General features: G+C 67.9%; 20 protein-coding genes and 1 tRNA gene. 10 read left to right on the top strand and 11 right to left on the bottom strand.

Features of this window, described 5'->3' with window-relative positions; genetic code table 11:
* Window positions 1–21: 21 nt before the first annotated feature.
* On the bottom strand, window positions 22–426 hold the full coding sequence (locus IE247_RS01465; RefSeq protein ID WP_190120973.1) for a hypothetical protein: 405 nt from the start codon (window positions 424–426) through the stop codon (window positions 22–24).
* Window positions 427–1024: 598 nt separating this feature from the next.
* On the opposite strand from IE247_RS01465, the gene IE247_RS01460 reads away from it, so the two are divergent.
* Both IE247_RS01460 and IE247_RS01455 read left to right on the top strand, forming a co-directional pair.
* On the top strand, window positions 1025–1582 hold the full coding sequence (locus IE247_RS01460; RefSeq protein WP_190121382.1) for a phosphatase PAP2 family protein: 558 nt from the start codon (window positions 1025–1027) through the stop codon (window positions 1580–1582).
* 392 nt (window positions 1583–1974) lie between these two features.
* Window positions 1975–2574 (top strand): hypothetical protein, encoded by a 600-nt coding sequence (locus tag IE247_RS01455; protein WP_190120972.1) that lies wholly within the window; start codon window positions 1975–1977, stop codon window positions 2572–2574.
* 741 nt (window positions 2575–3315) lie between these two features.
* Here IE247_RS01455 and IE247_RS01450 read toward each other — a convergent pair.
* The 5 genes from IE247_RS01450 to IE247_RS01430 form a co-directional block, all read right to left on the bottom strand.
* Window positions 3316–3747 (bottom strand): hypothetical protein, encoded by a 432-nt coding sequence (locus IE247_RS01450; protein ID WP_190120971.1) that lies wholly within the window; start codon window positions 3745–3747, stop codon window positions 3316–3318.
* A gap of 8 nt (window positions 3748–3755) precedes the next feature.
* The gene (locus tag IE247_RS01445) at window positions 3756–8498 is read right to left on the bottom strand and encodes a putative T7SS-secreted protein (protein ID WP_190120970.1); all 4743 of its coding nucleotides are present in this window, start codon (window positions 8496–8498) and stop codon (window positions 3756–3758) included.
* 3 nt (window positions 8499–8501) lie between these two features.
* A complete protein-coding gene (locus IE247_RS01440) occupies window positions 8502–9149 on the bottom strand; it encodes a hypothetical protein (protein ID WP_190121381.1) in 648 nt (215 codons plus the stop codon).
* A complete protein-coding gene (locus IE247_RS01435; protein WP_190120969.1) occupies window positions 9146–9541 on the bottom strand; it encodes an SseB family protein in 396 nt (131 codons plus the stop codon). The genes IE247_RS01440 and IE247_RS01435 overlap by 4 nt, the downstream gene beginning before the upstream one ends.
* A gap of 227 nt (window positions 9542–9768) precedes the next feature.
* A tRNA-Gly gene (locus IE247_RS01430) sits at window positions 9769–9842 on the bottom strand.
* A 219-nt stretch (window positions 9843–10061) separates the two neighbouring features.
* On the opposite strand from IE247_RS01430, the gene IE247_RS34065 reads away from it, so the two are divergent.
* The 3 genes from IE247_RS34065 (at window position 10062) to IE247_RS01420 (ending at window position 11400) form a co-directional block, all read left to right on the top strand.
* The gene (locus IE247_RS34065; RefSeq protein ID WP_229868421.1) at window positions 10062–10244 is read left to right on the top strand and encodes a hypothetical protein; all 183 of its coding nucleotides are present in this window, start codon (window positions 10062–10064) and stop codon (window positions 10242–10244) included.
* A gap of 80 nt (window positions 10245–10324) precedes the next feature.
* A complete protein-coding gene (gene dcd, locus IE247_RS01425) occupies window positions 10325–10900 on the top strand; it encodes a dCTP deaminase (RefSeq protein WP_190120968.1) in 576 nt (191 codons plus the stop codon).
* Window positions 10901–10902: 2 nt separating this feature from the next.
* On the top strand, window positions 10903–11400 hold the full coding sequence (locus tag IE247_RS01420; RefSeq protein ID WP_190120967.1) for a phosphoribosyltransferase: 498 nt from the start codon (window positions 10903–10905) through the stop codon (window positions 11398–11400).
* A 98-nt stretch (window positions 11401–11498) separates the two neighbouring features.
* Here the strand turns inward: IE247_RS01420 and IE247_RS01415 are convergent, their stop codons facing one another.
* From IE247_RS01415 to IE247_RS01405, 3 genes are all read right to left on the bottom strand, one after another.
* Window positions 11499–12461 (bottom strand): Yip1 family protein, encoded by a 963-nt coding sequence (locus IE247_RS01415; protein WP_190120966.1) that lies wholly within the window; start codon window positions 12459–12461, stop codon window positions 11499–11501.
* Window positions 12462–12868: 407 nt separating this feature from the next.
* Window positions 12869–15145, bottom strand: coding sequence for a (Fe-S)-binding protein (locus IE247_RS01410; protein WP_190120965.1), 2277 nt, complete (start codon window positions 15143–15145; stop codon window positions 12869–12871).
* Window positions 15146–15271: 126 nt separating this feature from the next.
* Window positions 15272–15841 carry a sugar transferase gene (locus IE247_RS01405; RefSeq protein ID WP_229868418.1) on the bottom strand — a complete coding sequence of 190 codons (570 nt, stop codon included), beginning with the start codon at window positions 15839–15841 and terminating at the stop codon, window positions 15272–15274.
* 278 nt (window positions 15842–16119) lie between these two features.
* Here IE247_RS01405 and dnaK point away from each other — a divergent pair, with 278 nt between their 5' ends.
* The 4 genes from dnaK (at window position 16120) to IE247_RS01385 (ending at window position 20364) form a co-directional block, all read left to right on the top strand.
* The gene (dnaK, locus tag IE247_RS01400) at window positions 16120–17970 is read left to right on the top strand and encodes a molecular chaperone DnaK (RefSeq protein ID WP_190120964.1); all 1851 of its coding nucleotides are present in this window, start codon (window positions 16120–16122) and stop codon (window positions 17968–17970) included.
* On the top strand, window positions 17967–18614 hold the full coding sequence (gene grpE / locus IE247_RS01395) for a nucleotide exchange factor GrpE (RefSeq protein ID WP_190120963.1): 648 nt from the start codon (window positions 17967–17969) through the stop codon (window positions 18612–18614). The genes dnaK and grpE overlap by 4 nt, the downstream gene beginning before the upstream one ends.
* Before the next feature lie 111 nt (window positions 18615–18725).
* Window positions 18726–19919, top strand: a complete 1194-nt coding sequence (dnaJ, locus tag IE247_RS01390; RefSeq protein ID WP_190120962.1) for a molecular chaperone DnaJ — start codon at window positions 18726–18728, stop codon at window positions 19917–19919.
* A gap of 1 nt (window position 19920) precedes the next feature.
* Window positions 19921–20364, top strand: a complete 444-nt coding sequence (locus IE247_RS01385) for a heat shock protein transcriptional repressor HspR (protein WP_190120961.1) — start codon at window positions 19921–19923, stop codon at window positions 20362–20364.
* Between the two features lie 353 nt (window positions 20365–20717).
* Here IE247_RS01385 and IE247_RS01380 read toward each other — a convergent pair whose 3' ends face one another.
* Window positions 20718–21701 carry a helix-turn-helix transcriptional regulator gene (locus tag IE247_RS01380; RefSeq protein ID WP_190120960.1) on the bottom strand — a complete coding sequence of 328 codons (984 nt, stop codon included), beginning with the start codon at window positions 21699–21701 and terminating at the stop codon, window positions 20718–20720.
* Window positions 21702–22096: 395 nt separating this feature from the next.
* On the opposite strand from IE247_RS01380, the gene IE247_RS01375 reads away from it, so the two are divergent.
* Window positions 22097–22417 (top strand): Rieske (2Fe-2S) protein, encoded by a 321-nt coding sequence (locus tag IE247_RS01375; RefSeq protein ID WP_190120959.1) that lies wholly within the window; start codon window positions 22097–22099, stop codon window positions 22415–22417.
* A gap of 133 nt (window positions 22418–22550) precedes the next feature.
* On the opposite strand, the gene IE247_RS01370 is transcribed toward IE247_RS01375, so the two are convergent.
* Window positions 22551–22979: a pyridoxamine 5'-phosphate oxidase family protein gene (locus tag IE247_RS01370; RefSeq protein ID WP_190120958.1), complete on the bottom strand. Its 429-nt coding sequence runs from the start codon at window positions 22977–22979 to the stop codon at window positions 22551–22553.
* Window positions 22980–23039 lie beyond the last annotated feature (60 nt).

Raw genomic sequence — 23039 nt, 5'->3', positions numbered from 1 at the left:
CCGCTCACATCCGAAGAATCGTCAATCACTGGCAATGGCCTCCGTGATGCGGTCCACGAGGAGCAGCGCCTGCCTCGCCCGCCTTCGGTCTTCTCGTGCCGACGGCGGATTGCGCAGGGCACGCGTGAGCCGTGCGGCGTACTCGCTGAGTGCCGCTCGCACCTGGTACCACTCCTCCAGGCTGAGCGAGACGTTGTACAACCGCTCGCCGTGGACGTTGACGACATCGCAGTGCTCCTCGCGCTCCGCGATGGCTGCCCACCGCGCCGCCATGCGGCCGAGGGTCACCACCGAGCGGTCGCCCGCCGGAATCTCGGGCGCGTCCAGGGCCCGGCAGTCCTGGGCTGCCCGGTGCAGTACCGCGGCCACGAGGCTGACTTGCTCCTGGTCGAGGGGGATGAAGAAGTTGTCGATCGTCTCCGTCACGGGATCGCGCTCCGCTGCGTCGGCCGATGGCTCATCGGCGATGGCACCTGGCTTGCCCGGCCGCGGGTGCGTCGGGCAGAGCGAGAGAACGCGGGCGTACCCGACCGCCGACTCCACCCGTGTCGGCCGGCGGAGGGAAAGGATTTCCGCGGACCTCTGGTGCCGCGCGGGCCGTACACCATCCGGCCCTGGAGAGAAGGCGGTGAAAGCCTCATTCCCGAGGAGCGCGGCGAGACAACACGGCGACCCGGATTCTTCTGACCGAGCAGGTCGCGCTGCCATGATGTCGGACACCGAGCGGGTCGCTCGGCGGGACTGTAACCACATGAACACACACAGTGCAAATCGGTCTCTGTGTGCTGCGCTTGGCCGCCGAGGCGGCCGACTGAAAGATCTCTCTGCCACCCCCGGTTTAGCGTTGAACCGATCCGATTTCAGTCAGAGGTCAGAAACTCAAGGGCTTCCGCCGTCGTGGTCCGGGGCATCGATGCTGTCGGCCGGAATGCGAGATTGTAGAGTCGCCTGTGTGGAAGCAGGGCAACGACTCCTTGAACGCCCGCCCGAGAGCCGTCGTGCGGCCGGTTCGGCCGGCACTGCTGTGGCCCGCGTCGTGACCGACGTCCTCCAGCCGCGCAATGTCCTGCTCGCGGGCATGCCCGGAATCGGCCTGGCCGCCGCCGGCCACTGGACCGGCCTGCTGTGGGGCCTGCTCGGCACCCTGTGCGCCGGGCTGATACCCGCCGGCTACATCGAATGGGAACGCAAGCGAGGCACCTGGGGCGACCGCCATGTCGTCGATCGCACCCAGCGAGCACCGATCTTCTTCGTCATCCTCGGCTCCATCGGCACCGGCTCAGTACTCATGCTCCTCGGCGGCGCGCCCACGCCCATTCTGGTCGCGATGCTGGGCCTATGGGCCATGACCATCGGGCTGCTCGCGGTCAACACCGTCTGGAAGATCTCGGTGGACTCCGCCGTAGCCTCGGCAGTGGTGGCCCTGCTGGCCGCAGCACACTCGCCGTGGTGGCTGATCGCCTACTCCCTCACGGCCGCCGTGTGCTGGTCCCGAGTCGCTCTGACCTACCACACGGTGGCTCAGACGGCCGCCGGAGCGTCCCTCGGCGCGGCCACCTCCGCCGCGTTCCTCTTCGTCTGAGCCCGCCGTTCAGGCCGTACCGACGACGTTCGACGGCACCGGGCCCGGCCAGTCGGCCGAACGCGGCGCGCTGACCTGTCGCCGTTCTGCCGTGGTACGAAGACGGGGCGCTGCGAATGTGCGCTCTGCTGCCGCTGCCTCACACGGTCCTCGCGTTACTGAAGCAGTGCCGAAGGGGGTGGCCCCTCTTGATCGCTGTCGCATTTCTCTACGAGTGCCGGTTTTTTCGGTAATGCGGGAAGATTTGCCCGCCACTCTCTCGGAGGGGAATGGCTGAAAGGGCCGCCGATGCCATCGCGAGTGCGAAGGTATTTGCAATGGAGAGTGGTTGATCCTTTTCATGGTAGGGTCTTGATGAATTCACGGGGTGCCGCTATCAAAAGGGGAATAGTGTGAATACCGAGAAGGTTACGGCTCGACGTCTTACTGTCGAGGAGATCTCAGGTCTGGGCCTCCAGGACAGTATTTTCGTCTCGGCGGAGATGGATGGCCTTCCTCTCAACTGCTATGCCCCGGCTTCCCTTGCGGAGCCGGGTAAGAATTTTGAGGGAGGGTCCTTCGTCGCGAGGACAGTCTTCGGCGAGGAAATCCATGTCCTCCCGGACGATTCCGAAGGCAGCGGGGTCTGGATCGGCGACAAGGCGGGGCAGGAAATCGAGGTTCTCCAGAGTGCCGGCGTCCTCATGAATCTCGCCCTCTTCGTGCCCAACGGGAACAAGGATTCCCTGGATTCGCTCTACTCCGCCGCGCGGGACGCATTCGGCGCGGGGGTCGTCCAACGCTGGAGCGAGGAAGTCGTCGCGGTCCCGGACGTCAAGGTCGACCTGTACGAGGAGCCGGCCCGGGCGAGGAAGAACACGAACAGTCAGAACCGCGACCGCCGCGCCCTGGACATCTATCCGACCCGAGTCCGGTTCCTGGAGCCCAGCGAAGGCTGGAAGTTCGTCGTCGAACCCCACAAGGAGATCGTCGACGACACCCCGACGATCTGACCCGACGGGCGCCCGGGGGCCATGCCGGAGACATCGGCCCCCTGGTCAAGCGGCTGTTGTCAGCAACTCGACCAGACGCTCGGCTGGAGTCCCCCAGCCGAGCGTTCCGCGTGTGCGGACTGGATTCCACAGCCTTCAGGCGATCGTGGCTGCGGAAGGGGGTGCCGAGCCGTCCTTCCGCTGTTCACCATTCCTGAGGGCAGGGTGTGTTGTCACGGCTGTTGCCCGCCTCTGGCTGCCCATCGTATTGGCAAGGCGTCTGACGTGGTCAAACGCGGGATGTGTCCCGGAACGGGTCACTTGGAGGTCGCACACCACCCTCAAGTGGTCTAGATAATACGAAGCCCCGGGGCGCTGGCCTGGGGCTTCCGCTTGGAGCGGGTGACAAGAATCGAACTCGCGCTCTGAGCTTGGGAATCAGCGATTCTTGCGGTCCGATAGGGGTGCTGAACAGCGGGAACGAGTGCGCCAGGGAAGGCAATCGAGTCTTCTCCGGCATCTGTCGTTTGACAGTGATTCACCGGCCGGTCTGGCACGGGTCTGGCACGACGACCTTCTGATCCCGAAACTCTGCCGGATCGGTCGCCGGCTCCAGGGCGGCATTCGCCGCGCCGGCGATGTGCGGCGGGGAGGGGCCTGTTCAGCCGCGGCGTCCTGGGCAAAGGGCCTTGATCGGTCGGTCCTTACGCCGAGCGGAGGGAAGATCGGGGATGGGCACGCGACAAGGCGGGCACGCTCACCTCACCTCATGGGTGCGTCCGAGAAAGGATCAGTGACATCGCCCCAGGTGAAGGTGTACTGATCTTGTATGGCGTCGTAGTCGACCGAAGCGCCCGGCGTCTCGATGGCGAATCGCGCGCGCAGCCATCCGTCCATGGCCAGTGCTGCCACCTCGGCTCGGTAGTCGCTCAAGGGGTAGTCGAGTGCTGCGACGCGGATGAGCGACCCTTCTGGCTGGAGCCTGCTCAGCGTTGGTGCGTTCAGCGAGACGCCGAACGCGAGCCAGGCCGTGTCCTTCCAGTGCAGCCCGGGTTCCGGCAGAGCGAGCCAGATGTTCCTGTAGATCTGAATGCCCTGTGCCGGAGCTTCTCGGAGCGGATGTGTTCCGGCTCGGAGATTCGCTGCGAGTCCGTGTGATCCCCGACGGAAACGGAACTTGAACTCCTCGGTCATGTCGATCCTCAGTTCGTGAAATTCAAGAGATCGAATATCCTCTTGTGGAAGAAGTGTTCGTCGCCCATTCCTGTATGGCCGCGAATGTAGTCGAAGTCGTGTGGAGTGCCATCGCCGTACAAACGACTGTAGCGATCCATGAATGCCTCGGCATCAGCGGGTGACATTTCTACGACATCTGCCTTGTTGAGTGATGAGAAATCGGAGTCAGATATTTTGAACCGCAGAATCTCGACGTCCACGCCACGGTTGCGCAACCGCTCGGCATAGCGAGCCGCCTCCTCTGCGGAACCCCAAGAGTAAACCCCTTCACCATACTGCCCTCGTGTGTCCTCCGACGGCCAAGGGGTGCCATCACCGCGCAGTCGCGTCGCGTTCGATCGGTCCTGAACCGTGTGGAATTCGTGGTAGTCGGGGGCGAGCCCCAACGGGTCGGCCCAGACGTGGGGATTGAGCACATACGCCAGCGGGTTGGGCGCGGGTGCGAGGCCAAGGGGGTCCGAGGTCAAGTACCGGGCGGTTTCGGGGTCGTAATGCCGGAAATGATTGTAGTGCAGTCCGGTTTCTGGATCGTGATACTGACCTGGGAAGCGGAGGGGCGTGTAGGTATCGGCGTCTCGATTCCAGGTGGTGACGCCCCAGAGAGTGGTGCGGGTGTGCCAGGCCAGTTCGCCCGTCTCGTCGATGAGGTCGGTGGGGGTTCCGACGAGGTCGGTGGCGATAGCGAAGAAGCGCTCGTCGACGACATGCTGAGGTGCCTGGGAGCTGAGGATGCGTTCGGTCTGGGCGAGAGGGCGCAGCCCTTGGTGGTCCCAGGTCAGGGCGACTGGGTTGGGCAGACTGGCCGAGGTGGTGACTTGTTCGCAGAGGGTGGTGCCGTCCCAGGCGAAGAGGGTTTCCTCGACCACGGTTTCACCGTCGGGTCCCAGGTGCTGTTTGGCCGTGCGGCGACCGAGAGGGTCGTAGCGGTAGCGCCAGCGGGTGCCGTCGGGGGTGGTGACGGCGGTGAGGCGGTCCTCGGCATTCCACTCGTAGTGCCAGATATCAGGTTTACGGGAGAGGCGGGTCTTCCGACGCAGGGTGACGCGGCCGAGGGCGTCGTGTTCAAAGTGGACGCTCCCGGCCTGGGCGAGGGCGGTTCCTGTGTAGGAGCGTTGGCCGGTGGCCTCGTGGCCCGAGTGAGTGGGGGGCCAGGCCGCCGAGGTCTGGTTTCCGCTCTCGTCGTAGGCGTAAGACTCGGTCCAGTCGGTGGTGGAGACGTTGGTGACCCGACCGGTGATGTCGAGATCGAAGCGGGAGAGGCCGCGGAGCGTGTCGTCGACGGCGGTGAGGTGGCCGTCGGCACGGTAGGTGTATTCGCGGTGGTTGAGGGTGCGGTTGCCCGTGATGAAGCGCTGCTCGGTGAGGCGGCCCGTGGAGTTCCACGCGGAGGCGACGGTGAGAGTGTCTCCGTAGATCCGTTCGTGTTCCCGCCCGGCGGCGTCGTGGGCGAAGGCAATACCGCGGTCGCCGGTGGCAAGGTGGCTCCGTCGTCCGGCCGCATTGTAGCGGTAGACGGTGTGGTGACCAGTGGGGGTCGTCCGATGAGTCCGGCGGCCGAGGGCGTCGTATCCGTAGACGGTGACCCGGCCCTCGGCCATCTCTGTCTTGAGCAGCCCGCGACGATCGTACTGGTGGATGAGTTCGCTGTCCGGGCCGACTGCATGGATCAGTCGCCCGGCCGGGTCGTAGGTGTAGGTCGTCGTGCGGCCTGCCGCGTTCTTGCTGATTACGCGGCCGCTCGGATCGCGTTCGAAAGAGATCTCTTCGCCGAGTGCGTCGGTGCGACGGGAGATCTGCCCGGCTGCGTCGAGGGCGTAGAGAAGGGTGCGTCCGTCGAAGTCCGTCTCGGAGACCAGCCGACCGGCGGGATCGAAAGAGTAAGCCCATTTTTGTCCGTATGGGCCGGTAACCTCAGTAAGCCGCAGCTCGGAATCGTGCCGGAACTCGTGGCGTACCCCGTTGGGGCCGACGCGGGCCGCCAGCAGGTCGAAGTGGGTGAATTCGAAGCGGGTGGTTCGGCCAAGGCGGTCGGTGTGGCTGGTGCGGTTGCCCTCGCCGTCGTATGCCCAGGATTCCACCGAGCCGTCCGGTTCGGTACGGCGTGACAGCCTGCCGTCGACGTCCCATTCGAGATGAGTGATTGCGCCGAGCGGATCCGTGATGCGCACGGGGCGTCCGAAGGCGTCGCGTTCGTACCGGGTGGTGGCGCCGAGCGGATCGGTCACCTCCCCCGGCAGCCCAGTGGGTTCGCAGCGGATTGTTGTGACCGCGCCCAGCGCGTCGGTGATCGAGAGACGGTGGCCATGGCTGTTGTACGCAAAGTGCGTGGTGTGGCCTGCCTGGTCGATGGCTGCTGTGAGGTTGCCGCGTTCGTCGTATGCCTGACGGCGACTGCCACCGTCGGGGTCGATGAACTCCGCTGGGAGCCCCAGTTCGTTGTGTGTCGAGCGTAGTTCGGCACCGTCCGCGCGCGTGACGGTGGTGAGCCGTCCGTCTTCGTCGTACGCGAAGGCTGTTGTCCGGCCGAGGGGGTCTGTACGGGTGAGTCGGTTGCCGCAGGTGTCGTATGTGTGGCTGGTGGTGTGTCCGATCGGATCCGTGGTGGCCAGAACGCGGCTTTCGCTGCTGATGAGGTGGCGGGTGGTGTGTCCTTCGGCGGTGGTGAGGGTGGTGGTGCGGTGGCCGCTTTCGGGGGCGGGGTCACCGTAGGCGAGGGTGAGTCGGAAGTGGCCGGCTTCGCCGCCTTCGGCGATCACGCGGTGCCGGTGGTCGTAGGCGTATTCGTAACGGCTGTTGTTGGAGTCGATCCAGGCGATGACTCGGTGATGGTGGTCGTACTCGAAGGTGAGTGTGGCACCGGAGGGTTTGGTGACGGTGGTGAGGTCGCCAGCCGTGTATCCGTAACGCCGTATCGGATGGATCTCCTCGCCGTCAGCGAGGGCCAGGGCCGTCATTCGGCCGTCTTCGCTGGTGAGTCTGAGGTGGTAGCCGCCGGAGTGGACGAGTGCCAGGGGTGTGCCGTCGTCGGCGCGGTCGATGGTGATGGTGTTGTGGTTGCGGTCGCTGATCTGGACGGCCCAGGCGTCGCCGTCGTCGCCGGGGTTTCCTGGTGGTGCCGCGAAGTGGTGTGTGCGGCCGGTGTCGGGGTCGGTGATCGTGTAGTCGCCGTCGTTCAGGCGAACGAGTGTGGTGCGGGAGGTCCCGGACTCGCTCCGGGTGGGCAGTCCGGGGACGGGGTGGGGGTAGGTGATCAGCCTGCCGTCGTCGGTCACATGGACGACACCGGTCGCGTCGATCTCCAGGCGTTCGTCGACGGTGGAGGCCCAGGAGGGGCCAAAGAATCGGCCGAGAGAGTAGCCGGACTCGACACGGCGTGTGAAGACAAGAGGCAGGGTGCCGGGAAGGACTACATCGGTCTGGGGCAGGAACATCCGGCCGGTGGCGAGGTCGACGGGGTCGGTGCCCTTGGTGGTCTTCTCGCCGTCGGTACGGTTGTGGGTGCCCGCTGGTGCGTCGTCGACGGCGTTGCGCGCCCGGTTGGTGTCGGTGGCGAGGTCGGCCATTTCCTTCGCGACCCGGGCGCCTTTGACGCCGGCTCCGGCGCCGCCGGTAGCGGCGGTCAGCAGGAGGTCGGGGACGAGTCGGCCGAAGCCCTCGGCGGGGTCCTTCATGAAGCCGGTGATCATCTGCTTGCCCGCGCCCGCGGGGTCGTTGGCGACCATGACCAGTCCGGCGGCGGTGTTGTTGAGCGCGAGGGCGTACTCGGCGGGGTGCGTGATGTTGTACGGGTCGAGGGGATTGAGGCTGCGGGCGAAGGTGACCAGCCCTGCTGTGCCTTTGACTATCCCCGCGCCGAAGTGGGTCCGCAGCACCTCGTACTCGGCCAGGCCGTCCGCCATCTGGGCGGCGTACGAGGGCTTCGGCGGGGCCGCGTCGCGTGCCGCCGCCACCGCGCCGCGGGCGGTCTCGGCAGCGCTGTTCCGCTGCTTGCGGGCCTCGGCGAGGAGTTCCTGGGCCTCCTCCATCCGTGCTTTCCCCGGGTCGGAGAACGCGCCCGGCTTCGGCGGCAGAGATGACGGGTCCCGCTGGTCGGCGGGCTTCGCGTTGTACTGGTCAGTGGCTCTGTTGTAGGTGTCGACGCTTGCCTTGTGCGCGTCCAGGGCGTCCTCGGAGGCCTTCGTCCCGGCCTTCCACTTGTCGATCGCGGTCTGCGCCTGGCCCTGTGCCCACTCCACCGTCGATGCGAAGGACTCCAGCGCTCCAGCTGCCTTCCCGAAAGCGTCCGCGCCCTTGAACCACTTCGGCGGCTCGATTTTCACCGTCGCGCGGAACGCGTCCGCGGCCTGTCCCTTGAGCGCCGAGGAGTCCAGCCCTCCGAGCCCTTTGCCGACGCTGTCGAAGGCCTTCTGGAGATCCTTCAGATGGGCGGCCGTGGAACGCAGCTTCGACGGTGACCCGTAGACCAGTTTGGTTTTGTCCTCGCTCTGTCCGAGATCGAGCTCGTCGACTTCCGCGCCCATGCGGTTGGCGAGGGAGCGCGACTTGTCCCGGACCCAGTCGGATCCGGACTCCCAGCCGACGTCGTCGAGCCGGTCGGCGGTCCAGTCCCCGGCGTCCTCGACCCGGTTCCCCACCCACTCGGTCCCCTTCTCGACCGCGTTCTCCACCGAATCCGGAGTGAGATCACTGACGATGTCCCCGATGCCCATGGCTCAGCTCCCCCCACTGCCCTGCTGCTGTGCGGCCCGTTCCTCGGGCGAGGGCCCGTAGGCGCTGTCGACGGCCCGTTCGAACTGCTCCTGGTCGACGCCGATCAGGTCGTTGATCGCGCTGACCCGCTGCCCGCCCATGCCCTCGGTCAGCACCGCCCGCCCCGTGTCCTTCCAGGTCTGACCGGCCTCGGCCTTCGCCCGGTCGAACGACTCCCGGCTGTAGTCCGGGTCCAGATAGTCGGGCCTGAGGACCTCGCCCCACTCCTGCTTGACGATCTCGTCCTCGGAGGCGTGCGGATTGCCGACGGCGGCGTTCACCGCGACCTTCATCGTGCCCTCGACGTACCGGTCCTCCTCCCAGACCAGCCCCGCCGCCAGCCCCAGCTTCGCCGCGATCGTGTTCGCGTCCTGGACCAGCGCCCGCATCCCCCACTCCCAGCGTTCGCAGAAGTCCTCGAAGTCCGTCGATAGTCCGTGGTGTCCGGCTTCCATCCCCGTCATCGACAGATCCGAGAGCCCCTTGCCCATCAGCGACCCGGTGTTGGTACCGAACTCGCCGAGCTCGGCGATCGCGGCCCGCAGCCCCGAGGTGATCTGCTGAACACTCTCCCGGCCGACTCCGAGATCCTCCGCCCCGCCGCCCATCAGCCCCGGCCCTCCGCGTCCACGGCCACTGCGTCCGGCACGATGCCCGCGACCGGCGGGAACAGCATCGCCCCCTCCCCGTCCGCGACATTCACCGCCACCCCGGCCGGCACCCCCAACGCCGGAACCATCTCGTCCAGCAATCGCGCCCCACGCACCTCGGCGAACTCCCACGACCGCCCCGCCTCCCCGCGCGCCTCCGCGAACCGTGCCAACGCCTCCTCGTCCGTGAAGCCGCACACCCACCGCACCCCACCGAACTCCGCCGTCCACAGGCCACCGCCATCGACTGGTACCAACACCAGCGAGCGCCGCAGTTCCCCGACCAGCTCCCGGGGGTCACCCGCCCCCGCCCGCCGCTCAGCGATCCGCCCCGCCAACCCCGTACCCCTCACGGAACCCCCTCCGGCTCTCGAACCCACAAGCACCGTAGGCCCCCGCCAAGCGAGACCGCCAGGAATCCTGCAACAAGGCGGGGCGCATCCGCGAGCCAGAGCCGGCGGGCACAGCCCGGTGGCATCAAGATCGGATTGCCGCCCATCGGGCAGGCGAAGGGCACGTCATCACAGCGAGTGGTCTAGACAACACGAAAGCCCCGGGCCGCTGGCCTGGGGCTTCTGCTTGGAGCGGGTGACGAGAATCGAACTCGCGCTCTGAGCTTGGGAAGCTCATGTTCTACCATTAAACTACACCCGCGCGAGGACCTGGACTCCCAGATCCGCAACGCCGCTCACTCTACCCCATCCCCGCCCCCGGGCGTACGACGCTGCGCCGGTGAGGGGTCGTTGGAGGGCGGATGGGGCGGTGAGGGGCGGGAGTTGGGGGCGTACGGTGGGGGCGGAGTGCCGGGGGTGAGGGTGGGGTGGGGATCCCCTAATGTGGGTGTTCGTCCGCATTTGTTGGGGAAGGGACCAGATGGACTTGATGGAAAGTACCGTCGTCCGCTGTGCCGAGGGGCACGTTTTCACTACCGCTTCGTTTCCGATGCAGCAGCTCGGGGCCGGGCGGATTGGGCCCGGGCGGTTGATTCGGTGTCCGAGGTGTGCGCGGTTGCGGAGTGTGGTGCCGGTAGTGCCGGTGGTGCGGGAGAAGCGGTAGCGGCTTGGCGGGGGTGAGGATGGGGCGCGCGGGGCTGTCCGAGTTAGGGCGGGTCCGCGTGCTCTGCGTATCCTCGGGGGGTGCTTCTCTCAGACAAGGACATCCGGGCCGAGATCGACGCCGGTCGGGTGCGCATCGACCCGTTCGACGATTCCATGGTGCAGCCCTCGAGCATCGATGTGCGGCTGGACCGCTATTTTCGGGTGTTCGAGAACCACCGCTACCCCCATATCGACCCAGCGGTCGAGCAGGCCGACCTCACACGGACGGTCGAACCCGAGGGCGACGAGGCGTTCATCCTCCACCCCGGGGAGTTCGTCCTGGCGTCGACCTACGAGGTCATCGGGTTGCCCGACGACATCGCGTCGCGGCTGGAGGGGAAGAGTTCCCTCGGGCGGCTCGGGCTGGTCACCCATTCGACGGCCGGCTTCATCGACCCGGGTTTCTCCGGGCATGTGACGCTGGAGCTGTCGAACCTCGCGACGCTGCCGATCAAGCTCTGGCCGGGTATGAAGATCGGCCAGCTGTGCATGTTCCGGCTGACCTCGCCCGCGGAATTCCCGTACGGGAGTGAGCGGTACGGATCCCGTTATCAGGGACAGCGCGGGCCGACCGCCTCGCGCTCGTTCATGAATTTCCACCGGACGCAGGTGTGAGCATGAGTGATGTACGAGAGAACCTGACGTACGACAGGTTCGGCGGCGCGATCCGTGAGCTGGCGCAGACGATCGCGGACGACGGGTACGAGCCCGACATCGTCCTCTCCATCGCGCGCGGCGGGGTCTTTGTCGCCGGTGGGCTGGCGTACGCGCTGGACTGCAAGAACATCCATCTGGTGAATGTGGAGTTCTACACCGGGGTGGGGACCACGCTGGAGATGCCGGTCATGCTGGCGCCGGTGCCCAACGCGATCGACTTCTCGGACAAGAAGGTCCTCATCGCCGACGATGTCGCCGACACGGGGAAGACCCTGAAGCTGGTCCACGACTTCTGTGTCGACCATGTCGCCGAAGTGCGCTCCGCGGTCATCTACGAGAAGTCGCACTCGCTGGTGAAGTGCGAGTACGTGTGGAAGCGCACCGACGAGTGGATCAATTTCCCCTGGAGTGTCGAGAAGCCCGTCGTCCGCAGGTCCGGACAGGTTCTCGACGCCTGACCCAGGAGCACGGAACACAGGACACGGAACACGGGACACGGAGTGCGGAAAGGGCCCCGCTGCCGAGGCGGCGGGGCCCTTTCGCATGCTCAAAGGGGTCAGATCGTGCCCAGCTTGATGATCGAGAGCAGGGCGATCAGCTGGATGGCCGAAGCGCCCAGCGCCTTCGGCCAGGGCAGGTCGTGGGACTTGCCGACCATCACGGTGAAGAGCGCGCCGGCCGCCAGCCAGGTCATCCAGCCGACGACCTGGACGAGGGCGTTCTCGCCGCCGAGGAACATGGCGAAGAGCAGCCGGGGCGCGTCGGTGACCGACATGAGGAGCATGGAGAAGCCGACCGTGGGCTGCCAGGCGCCGGTGCCGCCGAGCTGGCGGGCGAGGGTGTGGGTGACCGCGCCGAGGATCAGACCGCCGATGACGAAGGCGACGCCGGTGGTCAGGACGTAGGGGATCGCCGACGAGATCGTCGCGTTGATGGTCTCCTCGCGCGCCTTGTCGAAGCCGAAGATCGCGAGCATGCCGTAGACGAAGGTGATCGCCAGCGCGGGGCCCCACACCGCGTAGTCCCGCATCTGCCCGAATGTCACGGCCGGGCGCAGCACCATCCCGCTCAGCAGCTGTTTCCAGGGCAGCCTGGGACCGGCGGGCGGCGCGGCGGGGGCGTCGCCCGCCTGGTAGGTCGCGCCCTGGCCGTAGGGGTCGTCCACGCGGAACGCCTGGGTATGGCCGGGGTTGTTCGCGTACGGGTCGTGGCGCGGGCTGTTCGCGTAGGGAGCGGGGGCCGGGGCGTTGGCGTACGGGTCGTGGGCCGGGGCGGGGCCGCCGTACGGGGGTTGCCGCGGGGGCTGCTGTTGCTGGTACGGGTCGCCGAAGTACTCCGGTTCGCCCTGGTGGGGTCCACCGCGGTGGCCGCCGCCCGGCGGCTGGGGCCACTGGGGCGGCTGCTGTTGGGTGTGCGGAGGTGCCGCACGGCCGCCGCCACCGTGCGGTGGCGGTGCCTGCCGCGGTTGCTGCTGCTGCGTGCGGTTGTCCCGGCCGCGTCCGATCCTGAATCCAGCCACGTTGTCGAACGTACCCGCTCGGGCCCGTTCCAGTACCGGCGGGCCCGGGTGGAAGGGCCCTTTGCCGCAGAGCTGTGACATCCCCTAAGGGAGCCCCGAGCCCGCCCCGTACAGGAGGGACGGCGGGGGCTCCCCCACGAGAGGCCCTAGGTCGTGTCTTCAAAGTCCCGTCTGCCTGTCGTGCCCTGGCACGCACGCTCGCCGCGTTGTCGTCGGTCGCCGACGGCCCCCTGGGCTTCGCCCGGGTGGGGGTGCCCCCGGCGGAGCCAGGGGGAGTACCCCCACCGCGTCGACTCCCTCCTCCGCCTTGCGATCTGGGGGCACCTCCCGGGCCGAAGGCCCAGGGGGAGCACCAGACCCCGCCAGACCCTCCCTACGGGAGGACGACGCTACTTTGAAGACACTCCCTAGCGCGCGGGCTCCGGTTCGGCGGTCGACGCCGGGTCCGGGGCCGGGTCGGACGGAGGGGTGCGCACCGAGTCGAGGAGGAGTTGTGCGACGTCCACGACCTGGAGGCTCTCCTTCGCCTGGCCGTCGTTCTTCTTGCCGTTGACCGAGTCGGTGAGCATCACCAGGCAGAACGGGCAGGCGGTGGAGACGATGTCGGGGTTGAGGGAGAGCGCCTCGTCGACCCGCTCGGTGTTGATGCGCTTGCCGATCCGCTCCTCCATCCACATCCGCGCGCCGCCCGCGCCGCAGCAGAAGCCGCGTTCCTTGTGGCGGTGCATCTCCTGCTGGCGCAGGCCCGGGACGGCGGACATGATCTCGCGCGGCGGGGTGTAGACCTTGTTGTGACGGCCCAGGTAGCACGGGTCGTGGTAGGTGATCAGGCCCTCGACGGGCGTCACCGGGACCAGTCGGCCCTCGTCGATCAGATGCTGGAGCAGCTGGGTGTGGTGGATGACCTCGAACTCGCCGCCGAGCTGCGGGTACTCGTTGGCGATGGTGTTGAAGCAGTGCGGGCAGGTGGCGACGATCCGCTTGGCGGCCTTGGGCTTGCGGGTCGCGGGATCCTCGTCATCCTCGCCGAAGGCCATGTTCAGCATCGCCACGTTCTCCTGGCCGAGCTGCTGGAAGAGCGGCTCATTGCCCAGCCGGCGGGGTGAGTCGCCGGTGCACTTCTCCTCGCCGCCCATGATCGCGAACTTCACGCCCGCGATGTGCAGCAGTTCGGCGAAGGCCTTGGTGGTCTTCTTGGCCCGGTCCTCCAGCGCGCCGGCGCAGCCGACCCAGTAGAGGTAGTCGACCTCGGTGAGGTCCTCGACGTCCTGGCCGACGATCGGGACCTCGAAGTCGACCTCCTTGGTCCACTCGACGCGCTGCTTCTTCGCCAGGCCCCAGGGGTTGCCCTTCTTCTCCAGGTTCTTGAGCATCGTGCCCGCCTCGGAGGGGAACGCGGACTCGATCATCACCTGGTAGCGGCGCATGTCGACGATGTGGTCGATGTGCTCGATGTCGACCGGGCACTGCTCGACGCACGCGCCGCAGGTGGTGCAGGACCACAGCACGTCGGGGTCGATGACCCCGTTCTCCTCCAGGGTGCCGATCAGCGGGCGCTCCGCCTCCGCCAGGGCGGCGGCGGGGACGTCCTTCAGGGCCTCGGCGGACGCCTTCTCCTCGCCCTCCATGGTCTTGCCGCCGCCGGCCAGCAGATAGGGGGCCTTGGCGTGCGCATGGTCGCGCAGGGACATGATCAGGAGCTTGGGGGAGAGGGGCTTGCCGGTGTTCCAGGCGGGGCACTGGGACTGGCAGCGGCCGCACTCGGTGCAGGTGGAGAAGTCGAGGATGCCCTTCCAGGAGAAGTGCTCGACCTGGGAGGCGCCGAAGACGGCCTCCTCGCCCTCGTCGTCGAAGACCGTCTCGAAGTCGATCTCCTTGCCGCCCGAGGTCATCGGCTGGAGCGCGCCGAGCGCGGTGGCGCCGTCGGCGTTCCGCTTGAACCAGATGTTGGGGAAGCCGAGGAAGCGGTGCCAGGCGACGCCCATGTTGGTGTTGAGCGAGACCGTGATCATCCAGATCAGGGAGGTGCCGATCTTCACCATGGCGGTGAAGTAGATCCAGGTCTGGAGGGTGCTGGTGGCCAGCCCGTCGAAGAGCAGGACCAGGGGGTACGAGACGAAGTACGCGGCCTGGTAGCCGTCGATGTGGTGGATCGCGCCCTCAAGCCCGCGCAGGGCGAGGATGGCGAGGCCGATGGTGAGGATGATGTATTCGACGAAGTAGGCCTGCCAGGCCTTGGAGCCCGCGAAGCGCGATTTGCGGCCAGCCCGGGAGGGCAGGTTGAGCAGCCGGATCCCGATCAGGACGAGGATGCCCACCACGGTCATCAGGCCGATGAACTCGATGTACATCTCGAAGGGGACGAAGCCGCCGATGACCGGGAGCGTCCAGTCGGCCTTGAAGAGCTGGCCGTACGCCTGGGCCAGGGTGGGCGGCAGGGTGAGGAAGCCGATCGCGACGAACCAGTGCGCGAAGCCGACGATGCCCCAGCGGTTCATCCGGGTGTGGCCGAGGAACTCCTTGGCCAGGGTGATCGCTCGCTGCCTCGGGCTGTCGGTACGGCTGCCGGCGGGCACGGGTTGGCCGAGCCGGACGAACCGGTAGATCTCCGCGACGGCTCGGGCGATGAGCGCGACGCCGACCACGGTCAGGACCAGCGACACGACGATCGCGGCGAGTTGCATTTCTGGCTCCTCAGGCCTGCGAGGTGGGGACCATCGACACTACTAAGCGGTAACTTAATCAGTCCGTGCTGAGGCTACCCACCTTTTTCGCCGCACTGTAGCCACGCGACCGGTGATCTGTGTCGCTCAGGCGACCCTTCGTGCTCGGGGCGCGGGCGTACGCCCCCGCCCCACGGCGGCGCGCCCCCGGAGCGCCGCCGGGAGGGTGCGCGCCAGGATCATCAGATCGAGGCCCAGCCAGTGGGCCTCCACATAGTGCGGATCGAGTACGGCCATCTCGTCCCAGGGCAGTCCGGAGCGCCGGCCGGTCTGCCACAGGCCGGTGATCCCGGGGCGTACGGACCGCCCGGCGCGGGCCGGGCCGGTGACGGCCGCCGCCCTGGCCGGGGTGAGCGGGCGCGGGCCGACCAGGGACATCTCACCCCGGACGACATTGATCAGCTGGGGCAGATGGTCGAGGAAGTGGCGGTGCAGCAGCCGTCCGACCCGGGTCCCGGGGGCGGCGCGGAAGGTGAGCATCGAGAACGGGCGTCCGCCGAGCCCGGCCCGCTCCCGGCGGACGAGGACGGGCCCCCGGGAGGAGAGGGCGACCGCCGCCGCGAGGGCCAGCAGCAGCGGGGCCAGCAGGAGCAGCAGCGGAACGCAGGCCGCGAGATCGAAGACCCGCTTGGCGGGGGAGGAGGCGGGCATCGCCATGGGCTCTCGACCGCAATCAATGTCGAACTGGTGCGTTTCACGCCATTGCGGGCATCACTCTTACAGAAGCACCGCACCCGGCGGCGGTACGCCGCGCGGACGGCCGCCGGACGCCCTGAACGACGCCCTGAACGCCCGGGGATGCCCGGGAGGCTCCAGGGGTGCGGATAAGCGGGGGATAAAAGTTGAGTGGGGTTGACTCAGCTCTGTTGACTCCGAGAGGGGTCTCGTGCATCCTTGAGCCAGATCCACTCAAGTAGTCAGCTGGAGGAATTGACATGGCACGTGCGGTCGGCATCGACCTGGGCACGACCAACTCGGTCGTCTGCGTTCTGGAGGGCGGCGAGCCCACCGTCATCACCAACGCCGAGGGCGCCAGGACCACGCCGTCCGTCGTCGCCTTCGCGAAGAACGGCGAGGTGCTGGTCGGCGAGGTCGCCAAGCGCCAGGCCGTCACCAACGTCGACAGGACCATCCGGTCGGTCAAGCGCCACATGGGCACCGACTGGAAGATCGAGATCGACGGCAAGAACTTCAACCCGCAGCAGATGAGCGCCTTCATCCTGCAGAAGCTGAAGCGCGACGCCGAGGCGTACCTGGGCGAGAAGGTCGCGGACGCGGTCATCACCGTCCCGGCGTACTTCAACGACTCCGAGCGGCAGGCCACCAAGGAGGCCGGTGAGATCGCGGGCCTCAACGTCCTGCGCATCGTCAACGAGCCGACCGCGGCCGCCCTGGCCTACGGCCTGGACAAGGACGACCAGACCATCCTGGTCTTCGACCTCGGCGGCGGCACTTTCGACGTCTCGCTGCTGGAGATCGGCGACGGCGTCGTCGAGGTGAAGGCCACCAACGGCGACAACCACCTCGGTGGCGACGACTGGGACCAGCGTGTCGTCGACTACCTGGTGAAGCAGTTCGCCAACGGTCACGGCGTGGACCTGTCCAAGGACAAGATGGCCCTCCAGCGTCTGCGCGAGGCCGCCGAGAAGGCGAAGATCGAGCTGTCCTCCTCCACGGAGACCTCGATCAACCTGCCGTACATCACGGCCTCCGCCGAGGGCCCGCTGCACCTGGACGAGAAGCTCACCCGCGCCCAGTTCCAGCAGCTGACCGCGGACCTGCTGGACCGCTGCAAGACGCCGTTCCACAACGTCATCAAGGACGCGGGCATCGCCCTCGCCGAGATCGACCACGTCGTCCTCGTCGGCGGCTCCACCCGTATGCCGGCCGTCGCCGAGCTCGTCAAGGAGCTGACCGGCGGCAAGGAGGCCAACAAGGGTGTGAACCCGGACGAGGTCGTCGCCATCGGCGCCTCGCTCCAGGCCGGTGTCCTCAAGGGTGAGGTCAAGGACGTCCTGCTCCTCGACGTGACCCCGCTGTCCCTCGGCATCGAGACCAAGGGCGGCATCATGACCAAGCTGATCGAGCGCAACACCACGATCCCGACCAAGCGCTCGGAGATCTTCACCACGGCCGAGGACAACCAGCCGTCCGTGCAGATCCAGGTCTACCAGGGCGAGCGCGAGATCGCGGCGTACAACAAGAAGCTCGGCATGTTCGAGCTGACCGGTCTGCCGCCGGCCCCGCGCGGGGTCCCGCAGATCGAGGTCGCCTTCGACATCGACGCCAACGGCATCATGCACGTGGCCGCGAAGGACCTGGGCACCGGCAAGGAGCAGAAGATGACCGTCACCGGCGGCTCCTCGCTGCCGAAGGACGAGGTCGACCGGATGCGCCAGGAGGCCGAGCAGTACCAGGAGGAGGACCACCGCCGCCGTGAGGCCGCCGAGACGCGGAACCAGGGCGAGCAGCTGGTCTACCAGACGGAGAAGTTCCTCAAGGACAACGAGGACAAGGTTCCGGCCGATGTGAAGACCGAGGTCGAGACCGTCATCGCCGAGCTGAAGGAGAAGCTCAAGGGCGAGGACGTCGCGGAGATCCGCACGGCCACCGAGAAGGTCGCGGCCGTCTCGCAGAAGCTGGGCCAGGCGATGTACGCCGACGCACAGCAGCCCGCGGGCGACGCCCAGGGTGACGCCGGGGCCGGCCAGGCCAAGGCCGACGACGATGTCGTGGACGCCGAGATCGTCGACGACGAGAAGGACTCCAAGGGTGGTGCCGCGTGACGGAGGAGACTCCGGGGTTCGAAGAGAAGCCCGACGTCCCTTCCGGCGCCACATCTGACGACGCCGCCGCCGAGTCCGCCGAGTCCTCCGAGAAGGAGGGCAAGGCGGCCCCGGCAGGGGACGAAGCGAAGGTCATCGGTCTGACCGCGGAGCTGGACCAGGCTCGTACGGCGCTCAATGAGCGCACCGGCGACCTCCAGCGCCTCCAGGCCGAGTATCAGAACTACCGCCGCAGGGTGGAGCGGGACAGGGTCACGGTCAAGGAGATCGCCACGGCGAATCTGCTGGCCGAGCTGCTGCCCGTGCTGGACGACATCGGGCGGGCCCGGGAACACGGGGAGCTGGTGGGCGGCTTCAAGTCGGTCGCCGAGTCCCTGGAGACCGCGGCCGCCAAGATGGGCCTCCAGCAGTTCGGCAAGGAGGGCGAGCCCTTCGACCCGACCATCCACGAGGCGCTGATGCACAGTTACGCCCCTGATGTCACCGAGACCACATGCGTCGCGGTGCTTCAGCCGGGGTATCGCATCGGCGAGCGGACCATCCGACCCGCCAGGGTCGGGGTGGCCGAGCCTCAGCCGGGCGCCACGCCCGGCAAGGACGAGGCCGCGGACGACGAGGAGAGCGGTGGCCCCGAAGAGGGCTGACGCGAGTCAGGCGAGGAACGGCCGGGAGCGTCTCCCGGGGGGCTTCCGGGAGACACTCCCGGAAGCCCTTCGGGGCACCACCCCGGAAACCGTCCGGAAGGAGGGATGTCGATGAGTACGAAGGACTTCGTCGAGAAGGACTACTACAAGGTTCTCGGCGTCCCCAAGGACGCCACCGAGGCCGAGATCAAAAAGGCGTACCGGAAGCTCGCCCGCGAGTTCCACCCGGACGCCAACAAGGGCGACGCCAAGGCGGAGGAGCGCTTCAAGGAGATCTCCGAGGCCAATGACATCCTCGGCGACCCCAAGCGCCGCAAGGAGTACGACGAGGCCCGTGCCCTCTTCGGCAACGGCGGCTTCAGGGCCGGTCCCGGCGGGGCCGGCGGCGGCAACTTCAACTTCGACCTGGGCGACCTCTTCGGCGGTCCCCAGGGCGGCGGGCAGGGCGGCCCCGGAGCCGGCGGCTTCGGCGGCGGGCTCGGCGATGTCTTCGGCGGCCTCTTCAACCGGGGCGCGGGCCCGGCGGGCCCCCGCACCCAGCCCCGGCGCGGCCAGGACGTCGAGTCCGAGGTCACGCTCAGCTTCACCGAAGCGGTCGACGGCGCCACCGTCCCGCTGCGGATGTCCAGCTCGGCCGCGTGCAAGGCCTGCTCCGGCACCGGCGACAAGAACGGCACGCCCCGCGTCTGCCCGACCTGCGTCGGCACCGGCCAGGTCTCGCGCGGCGGCAGCGGCTCCTTCTCGCTGACCGACCCGTGCGTGGAGTGCAAGGGCCGCGGCCTGATCGCACAGGACCCCTGCGAGGTCTGCAAGGGCAGCGGGCGCGCCCGCTCCTCGCGCACCATGCAGGTCAGGATCCCGCCGGGCGTCTCCGACGGCCAGCGGATCAGGCTGCGCGGCAAGGGCGCGCCGGGCGAGCGCGGCGGACCGGCCGGCGACCTCTATGTCGTCGTCCATGTCGGCGAGCACCCGGTCTTCGGCCGCAAGGGCGACAATCTCACCGTCACCGTGCCCGTCAGCTACACCGAGGCGGTCCTCGGCGGCGAGGTGCGGGTGCCCACCCTGGGCGGCCCCGCCGTCACCCTCAAGCTGCCCCCCGGCACCCCCAACGGCCGGACGATGCGCGCCCGCGGCAAGGGAGCGGTCCGCAAGGACGGCACCCGTGGCGATCTGCTCGTCACCGTCGAGGTCGCGGTCCCCAGGGAACTGAGCGACAAGGCGAAGGAAGCGCTGGAGGCCTACCGCGAAGCCATCGCGGAGGAGGACCCGCGGGCCGAGCTGTTCCAGGCCGCGAAGGGAGCATGACATGGACGGAAGGCGTCGCAACCCCTACGAGCTGACCGATGAGTCGCCGGTATATGTGATTTCGGTGGCGGCTCAGCTCTCCGGTCTGCATCCGCAAACTTTGCGGCAGTACGACCGGCTGGGGCTGGTCTCCCCCGGCCGCACCGCCGGCCGGGGGCGGCGCTACTCCGCCCGTGACATCGAGCTGCTGCGCACCGTGCAGCAGCTGTCGCAGGACGAAGGCATCAATCTCGCCGGGATCAAGCGGATCATCGAGCTGGAACACCAGGTCGCCGCCCTTCAGTCCCGGGTCGCCGAGCTGTCGGCGGCGGTCGAGAGCGCGGCGGTCGCCATCCAGCAGCGCGAGGCCCAGGTGCACGCCTCCTACCGGCGCGATCTCGTGCCGTACCAGGATGTGCAGCAGGCCAGCGCGCTGGTGGTGTGGCGGCCCAAGCGCGGCGAATAGCCCGACCCGGCCCCCGGGCACCCGCCCCCCCAAGCCCCAGGGACAGGTGCCTGAGCGCCGGAAATCGGCCTCCGTGGCGCGGTTGGTCGCGTCCCGGGCGGACCGCAGGTGCCCCGCGCGCCCCTTCCTGAGAGCCGGCTGTGAGCCGCGAGGCGGCCCGCTCCGGCGCGTACGGCACCCGCGAGCGGGTCCGGGACGGACCGGAGCCGGACGGACCGTCAGACGCCCGTAAGGGGCTCCGGCGGTCCAATGCCTACACATCGCCCCCGGCGCGCTTGCGCCGGGGGCGATGGTTTTTGGCCGTTTACCGGACGGCCGCCCGGTTCTTGATGCGATGAACGCCCTTGAAGGCGTCAGGAGTCGCGCTCCAAAAGCTTCGACTGCGCGATCAGATACCCCAACTGAGTACGGCTGCCGCTGCCCAGCGAGGACCCCAGCTTGGCGATATGGGCCCGGCACGTACGGACGTTCATACCGAGACGCCGGGCGATCGCCTCGTCCACATGCCCCTCCACCAGCAGTTTCGCGATGGAACGCTGCACCCCGGTGATGCCGTCCAGATCCGGCCCGTAGGAGACCGGCTCCTCCCAGGGCAGCCCGTGCAGCCAGAACTGCTCGAAGACCCCGACGAGATACTCCACGATCCCCTTGTGCCGCAGCTCCAGCGCCGACAGCCGGTCGCTGCTCGCCGGGATGAAGGCGACCCTGCGGTCCACGATGATCAGCCGGTCGATTATCTCCTCCAGCGTCCGCACCTCCACGCCGGACGGCCCCACCTGCTCCATATAGGCGAGCGTCGCCGGATGGTGCCTGGCGGTGTGCTGGTAGAGCGTCCGCATCCGTACGCCCCGCTCGATCAGCGGCTCCACCCTGCGCAGCGCCTTCTCCAGGATGTGCGGCTGCCGGCCGCTGCCCGGCTGGACGGTGAGCAGTTCCTCCGTGCAGTCCGCGGTGACCTGGTCGAGGGTCGCGTTGATGCGGTTGAGACCTTCCAGGACGGTTACACCCTGGGGCGCGGTGGAATTCTGAGCGGTGAACGCCATGAATGGCTCAAGAGCGTCGGTCAGAGCGACAGTACGTCGCCTTCGCTCTTGGATCTCCCGCTCAATGGGGTGTATCAGCTGTGTCAGTGCCGTGGTCGGAGGCACCGGACGGAGCCACTGCGCGTCGTCGGGATCCGGGTGCAGCAGGGCGAGATCGAAGAGGCAAGGCATGGGTTCCGCCTCCGACCGGGCGATTCGCCCGGTACGAAGAGCGGTGATGTACAGACTTTTCCCAGCCTCGCACAGCTCGCCGTCTGCATGAGGGTGTCCGAATTCGCCCTCGTTAGACGTCATATGCACCCCCTCAGGCTCCTGCATTACAGGAACATGATGCCTGCCGTCGCTGGTGCAAGCGTTCGGAGTGAGACATCGTCTTATGCGCGGGGGAGGAGGATTGATCAAAAGAGGTGGAGATCACCCATGTCTAGGACGCTACGTGCTCTTTGTGCTCTTGCCATAGCGGCTGCCGCGCTCGGCGTGGGAGCCTCCGGTGAGCCCTCCTGGGGTAGCTCTCCTGCCGACAAGGTGGCGGGGGCCCAGGGTGAGCCTTCATGGGGACTCAGTGGTGAACCTTCGTGGGGGTCCGCTCCCGTGGAGACGATCGCAGTCGGACACGGTGAGCCCTCCTGGGGTTTCACGACGACCGGTGAGCCCTCCTGGGGAGTCCCTTCGACCAACGGCACAGAAGCATGACCGTTCCTCCGGACGACCGGGTCTTCCGGCGTGAGATGGCTACGGCATACCGCTCGGGGTGGCACTTCATCGACCTCGTCACGGCAATCCCCCACCGTGGCGACTCGTTGATGGTCACTCTGTTCGGCGAGCCGATCGTCGTGGCGCGCGAGGAGGACGAGGACGTCCGAGCGTATCGGTGCCTTCGCAGGCCCCGTGGCGCGCCGCAGCCCGTCCGATGCGCGATCCGCTACGGAATGATTTTCGTCAACCTGGACCAGCGCGACCACCAGATGGTCGAGCCCGATACCACCACCGCCACCCCCCGCAGTGCTTGAGCGATTCCCCCGTCGTTCCAAATCGCTCAAGCGCTTCCCCCACACAGCGGCGTCATCGCGGACCTGAAACGCGATGGCGCCGCTGTGCTTTTCCCGTACGCCTCGCCCCGGAGCGGGCGGGTCCGCTGTCTGCTCAGTCGCGTGAGATGCCGGGCCCCCGGCCGGTCGCCCGGTCCACCGCGATCTCGATGACCACCCGCTCGGGATTGGGCGCGGGGGTCCGCTCGTACCGCTCCGCGTAGCGGCGTACGGCGTCGGCGACCCGCTCCGCGTCGGTGATCACCTGCGCGCGGCCCTCCAGCGTCGCCCAGCGCGCCCGGTCGACCTGACAGACGGCCACCCGCGCGCCGCCCTCGCCGTCGGCCGCGCGCAGGATGTTGGCGACCTTCCGGGTGGTTCTGCTGGTGATCACCCGTGCCGTGCGCGTCTCGGGGTCGTAGGTCACTCCCACCGGGACCACGTGCGGGCTGCCGTCCGGCCGCAGAGTGGTCAGGGTGGACAGATGGCGCTCACGCCAGAACGCGAGGAAAGCGGGGCCGAAGCGGCCCACATCCGAAGTCATACCGTCAGCGTAATTGCGGCTGCCAACGGTGAAGGGCCGGGCGGGGACAGGGGGCCGACC

This window comes from Streptomyces inusitatus (genome assembly GCF_014651115.1).
GTDB lineage: Bacteria > Actinomycetota > Actinomycetes > Streptomycetales > Streptomycetaceae > Streptomyces > Streptomyces amakusaensis.
Note: the sequence above shows the minus strand (reverse complement) of the source record. Positions and strands in the feature narration are given on the sequence as shown.

What these genes read in the sequence shown, in the direction of transcription:
- IE247_RS01450 (WP_190120971.1), bottom strand. Translation starts at nt 3,747, where the DNA reads ATGACCGAGGAGTTCAAGTTCCGTTTCCGTCGGGGATCACACGGACTC.
- IE247_RS01445 (WP_190120970.1), bottom strand. Translation starts at nt 8,498, where the DNA reads ATGGGCATCGGGGACATCGTCAGTGATCTCACTCCGGATTCGGTGGAG.
- IE247_RS34065 (WP_229868421.1), top strand. Translation starts at nt 10,062, where the DNA reads ATGGACTTGATGGAAAGTACCGTCGTCCGCTGTGCCGAGGGGCACGTT.
- IE247_RS01420 (WP_190120967.1), top strand. Translation starts at nt 10,903, where the DNA reads ATGAGTGATGTACGAGAGAACCTGACGTACGACAGGTTCGGCGGCGCG.
- IE247_RS01410 (WP_190120965.1), bottom strand. Translation starts at nt 15,145, where the DNA reads ATGCAACTCGCCGCGATCGTCGTGTCGCTGGTCCTGACCGTGGTCGGC.
- IE247_RS01405 (WP_229868418.1), bottom strand. Translation starts at nt 15,841, where the DNA reads ATGGCGATGCCCGCCTCCTCCCCCGCCAAGCGGGTCTTCGATCTCGCG.
- dnaK (WP_190120964.1), top strand. Translation starts at nt 16,120, where the DNA reads ATGGCACGTGCGGTCGGCATCGACCTGGGCACGACCAACTCGGTCGTC.
- dnaJ (WP_190120962.1), top strand. Translation starts at nt 18,726, where the DNA reads ATGAGTACGAAGGACTTCGTCGAGAAGGACTACTACAAGGTTCTCGGC.
- IE247_RS01385 (WP_190120961.1), top strand. Translation starts at nt 19,921, where the DNA reads ATGGACGGAAGGCGTCGCAACCCCTACGAGCTGACCGATGAGTCGCCG.
- IE247_RS01380 (WP_190120960.1), bottom strand. Translation starts at nt 21,701, where the DNA reads ATGACGTCTAACGAGGGCGAATTCGGACACCCTCATGCAGACGGCGAG.
- IE247_RS01375 (WP_190120959.1), top strand. Translation starts at nt 22,097, where the DNA reads ATGACCGTTCCTCCGGACGACCGGGTCTTCCGGCGTGAGATGGCTACG.
- IE247_RS01370 (WP_190120958.1), bottom strand. Translation starts at nt 22,979, where the DNA reads ATGACTTCGGATGTGGGCCGCTTCGGCCCCGCTTTCCTCGCGTTCTGG.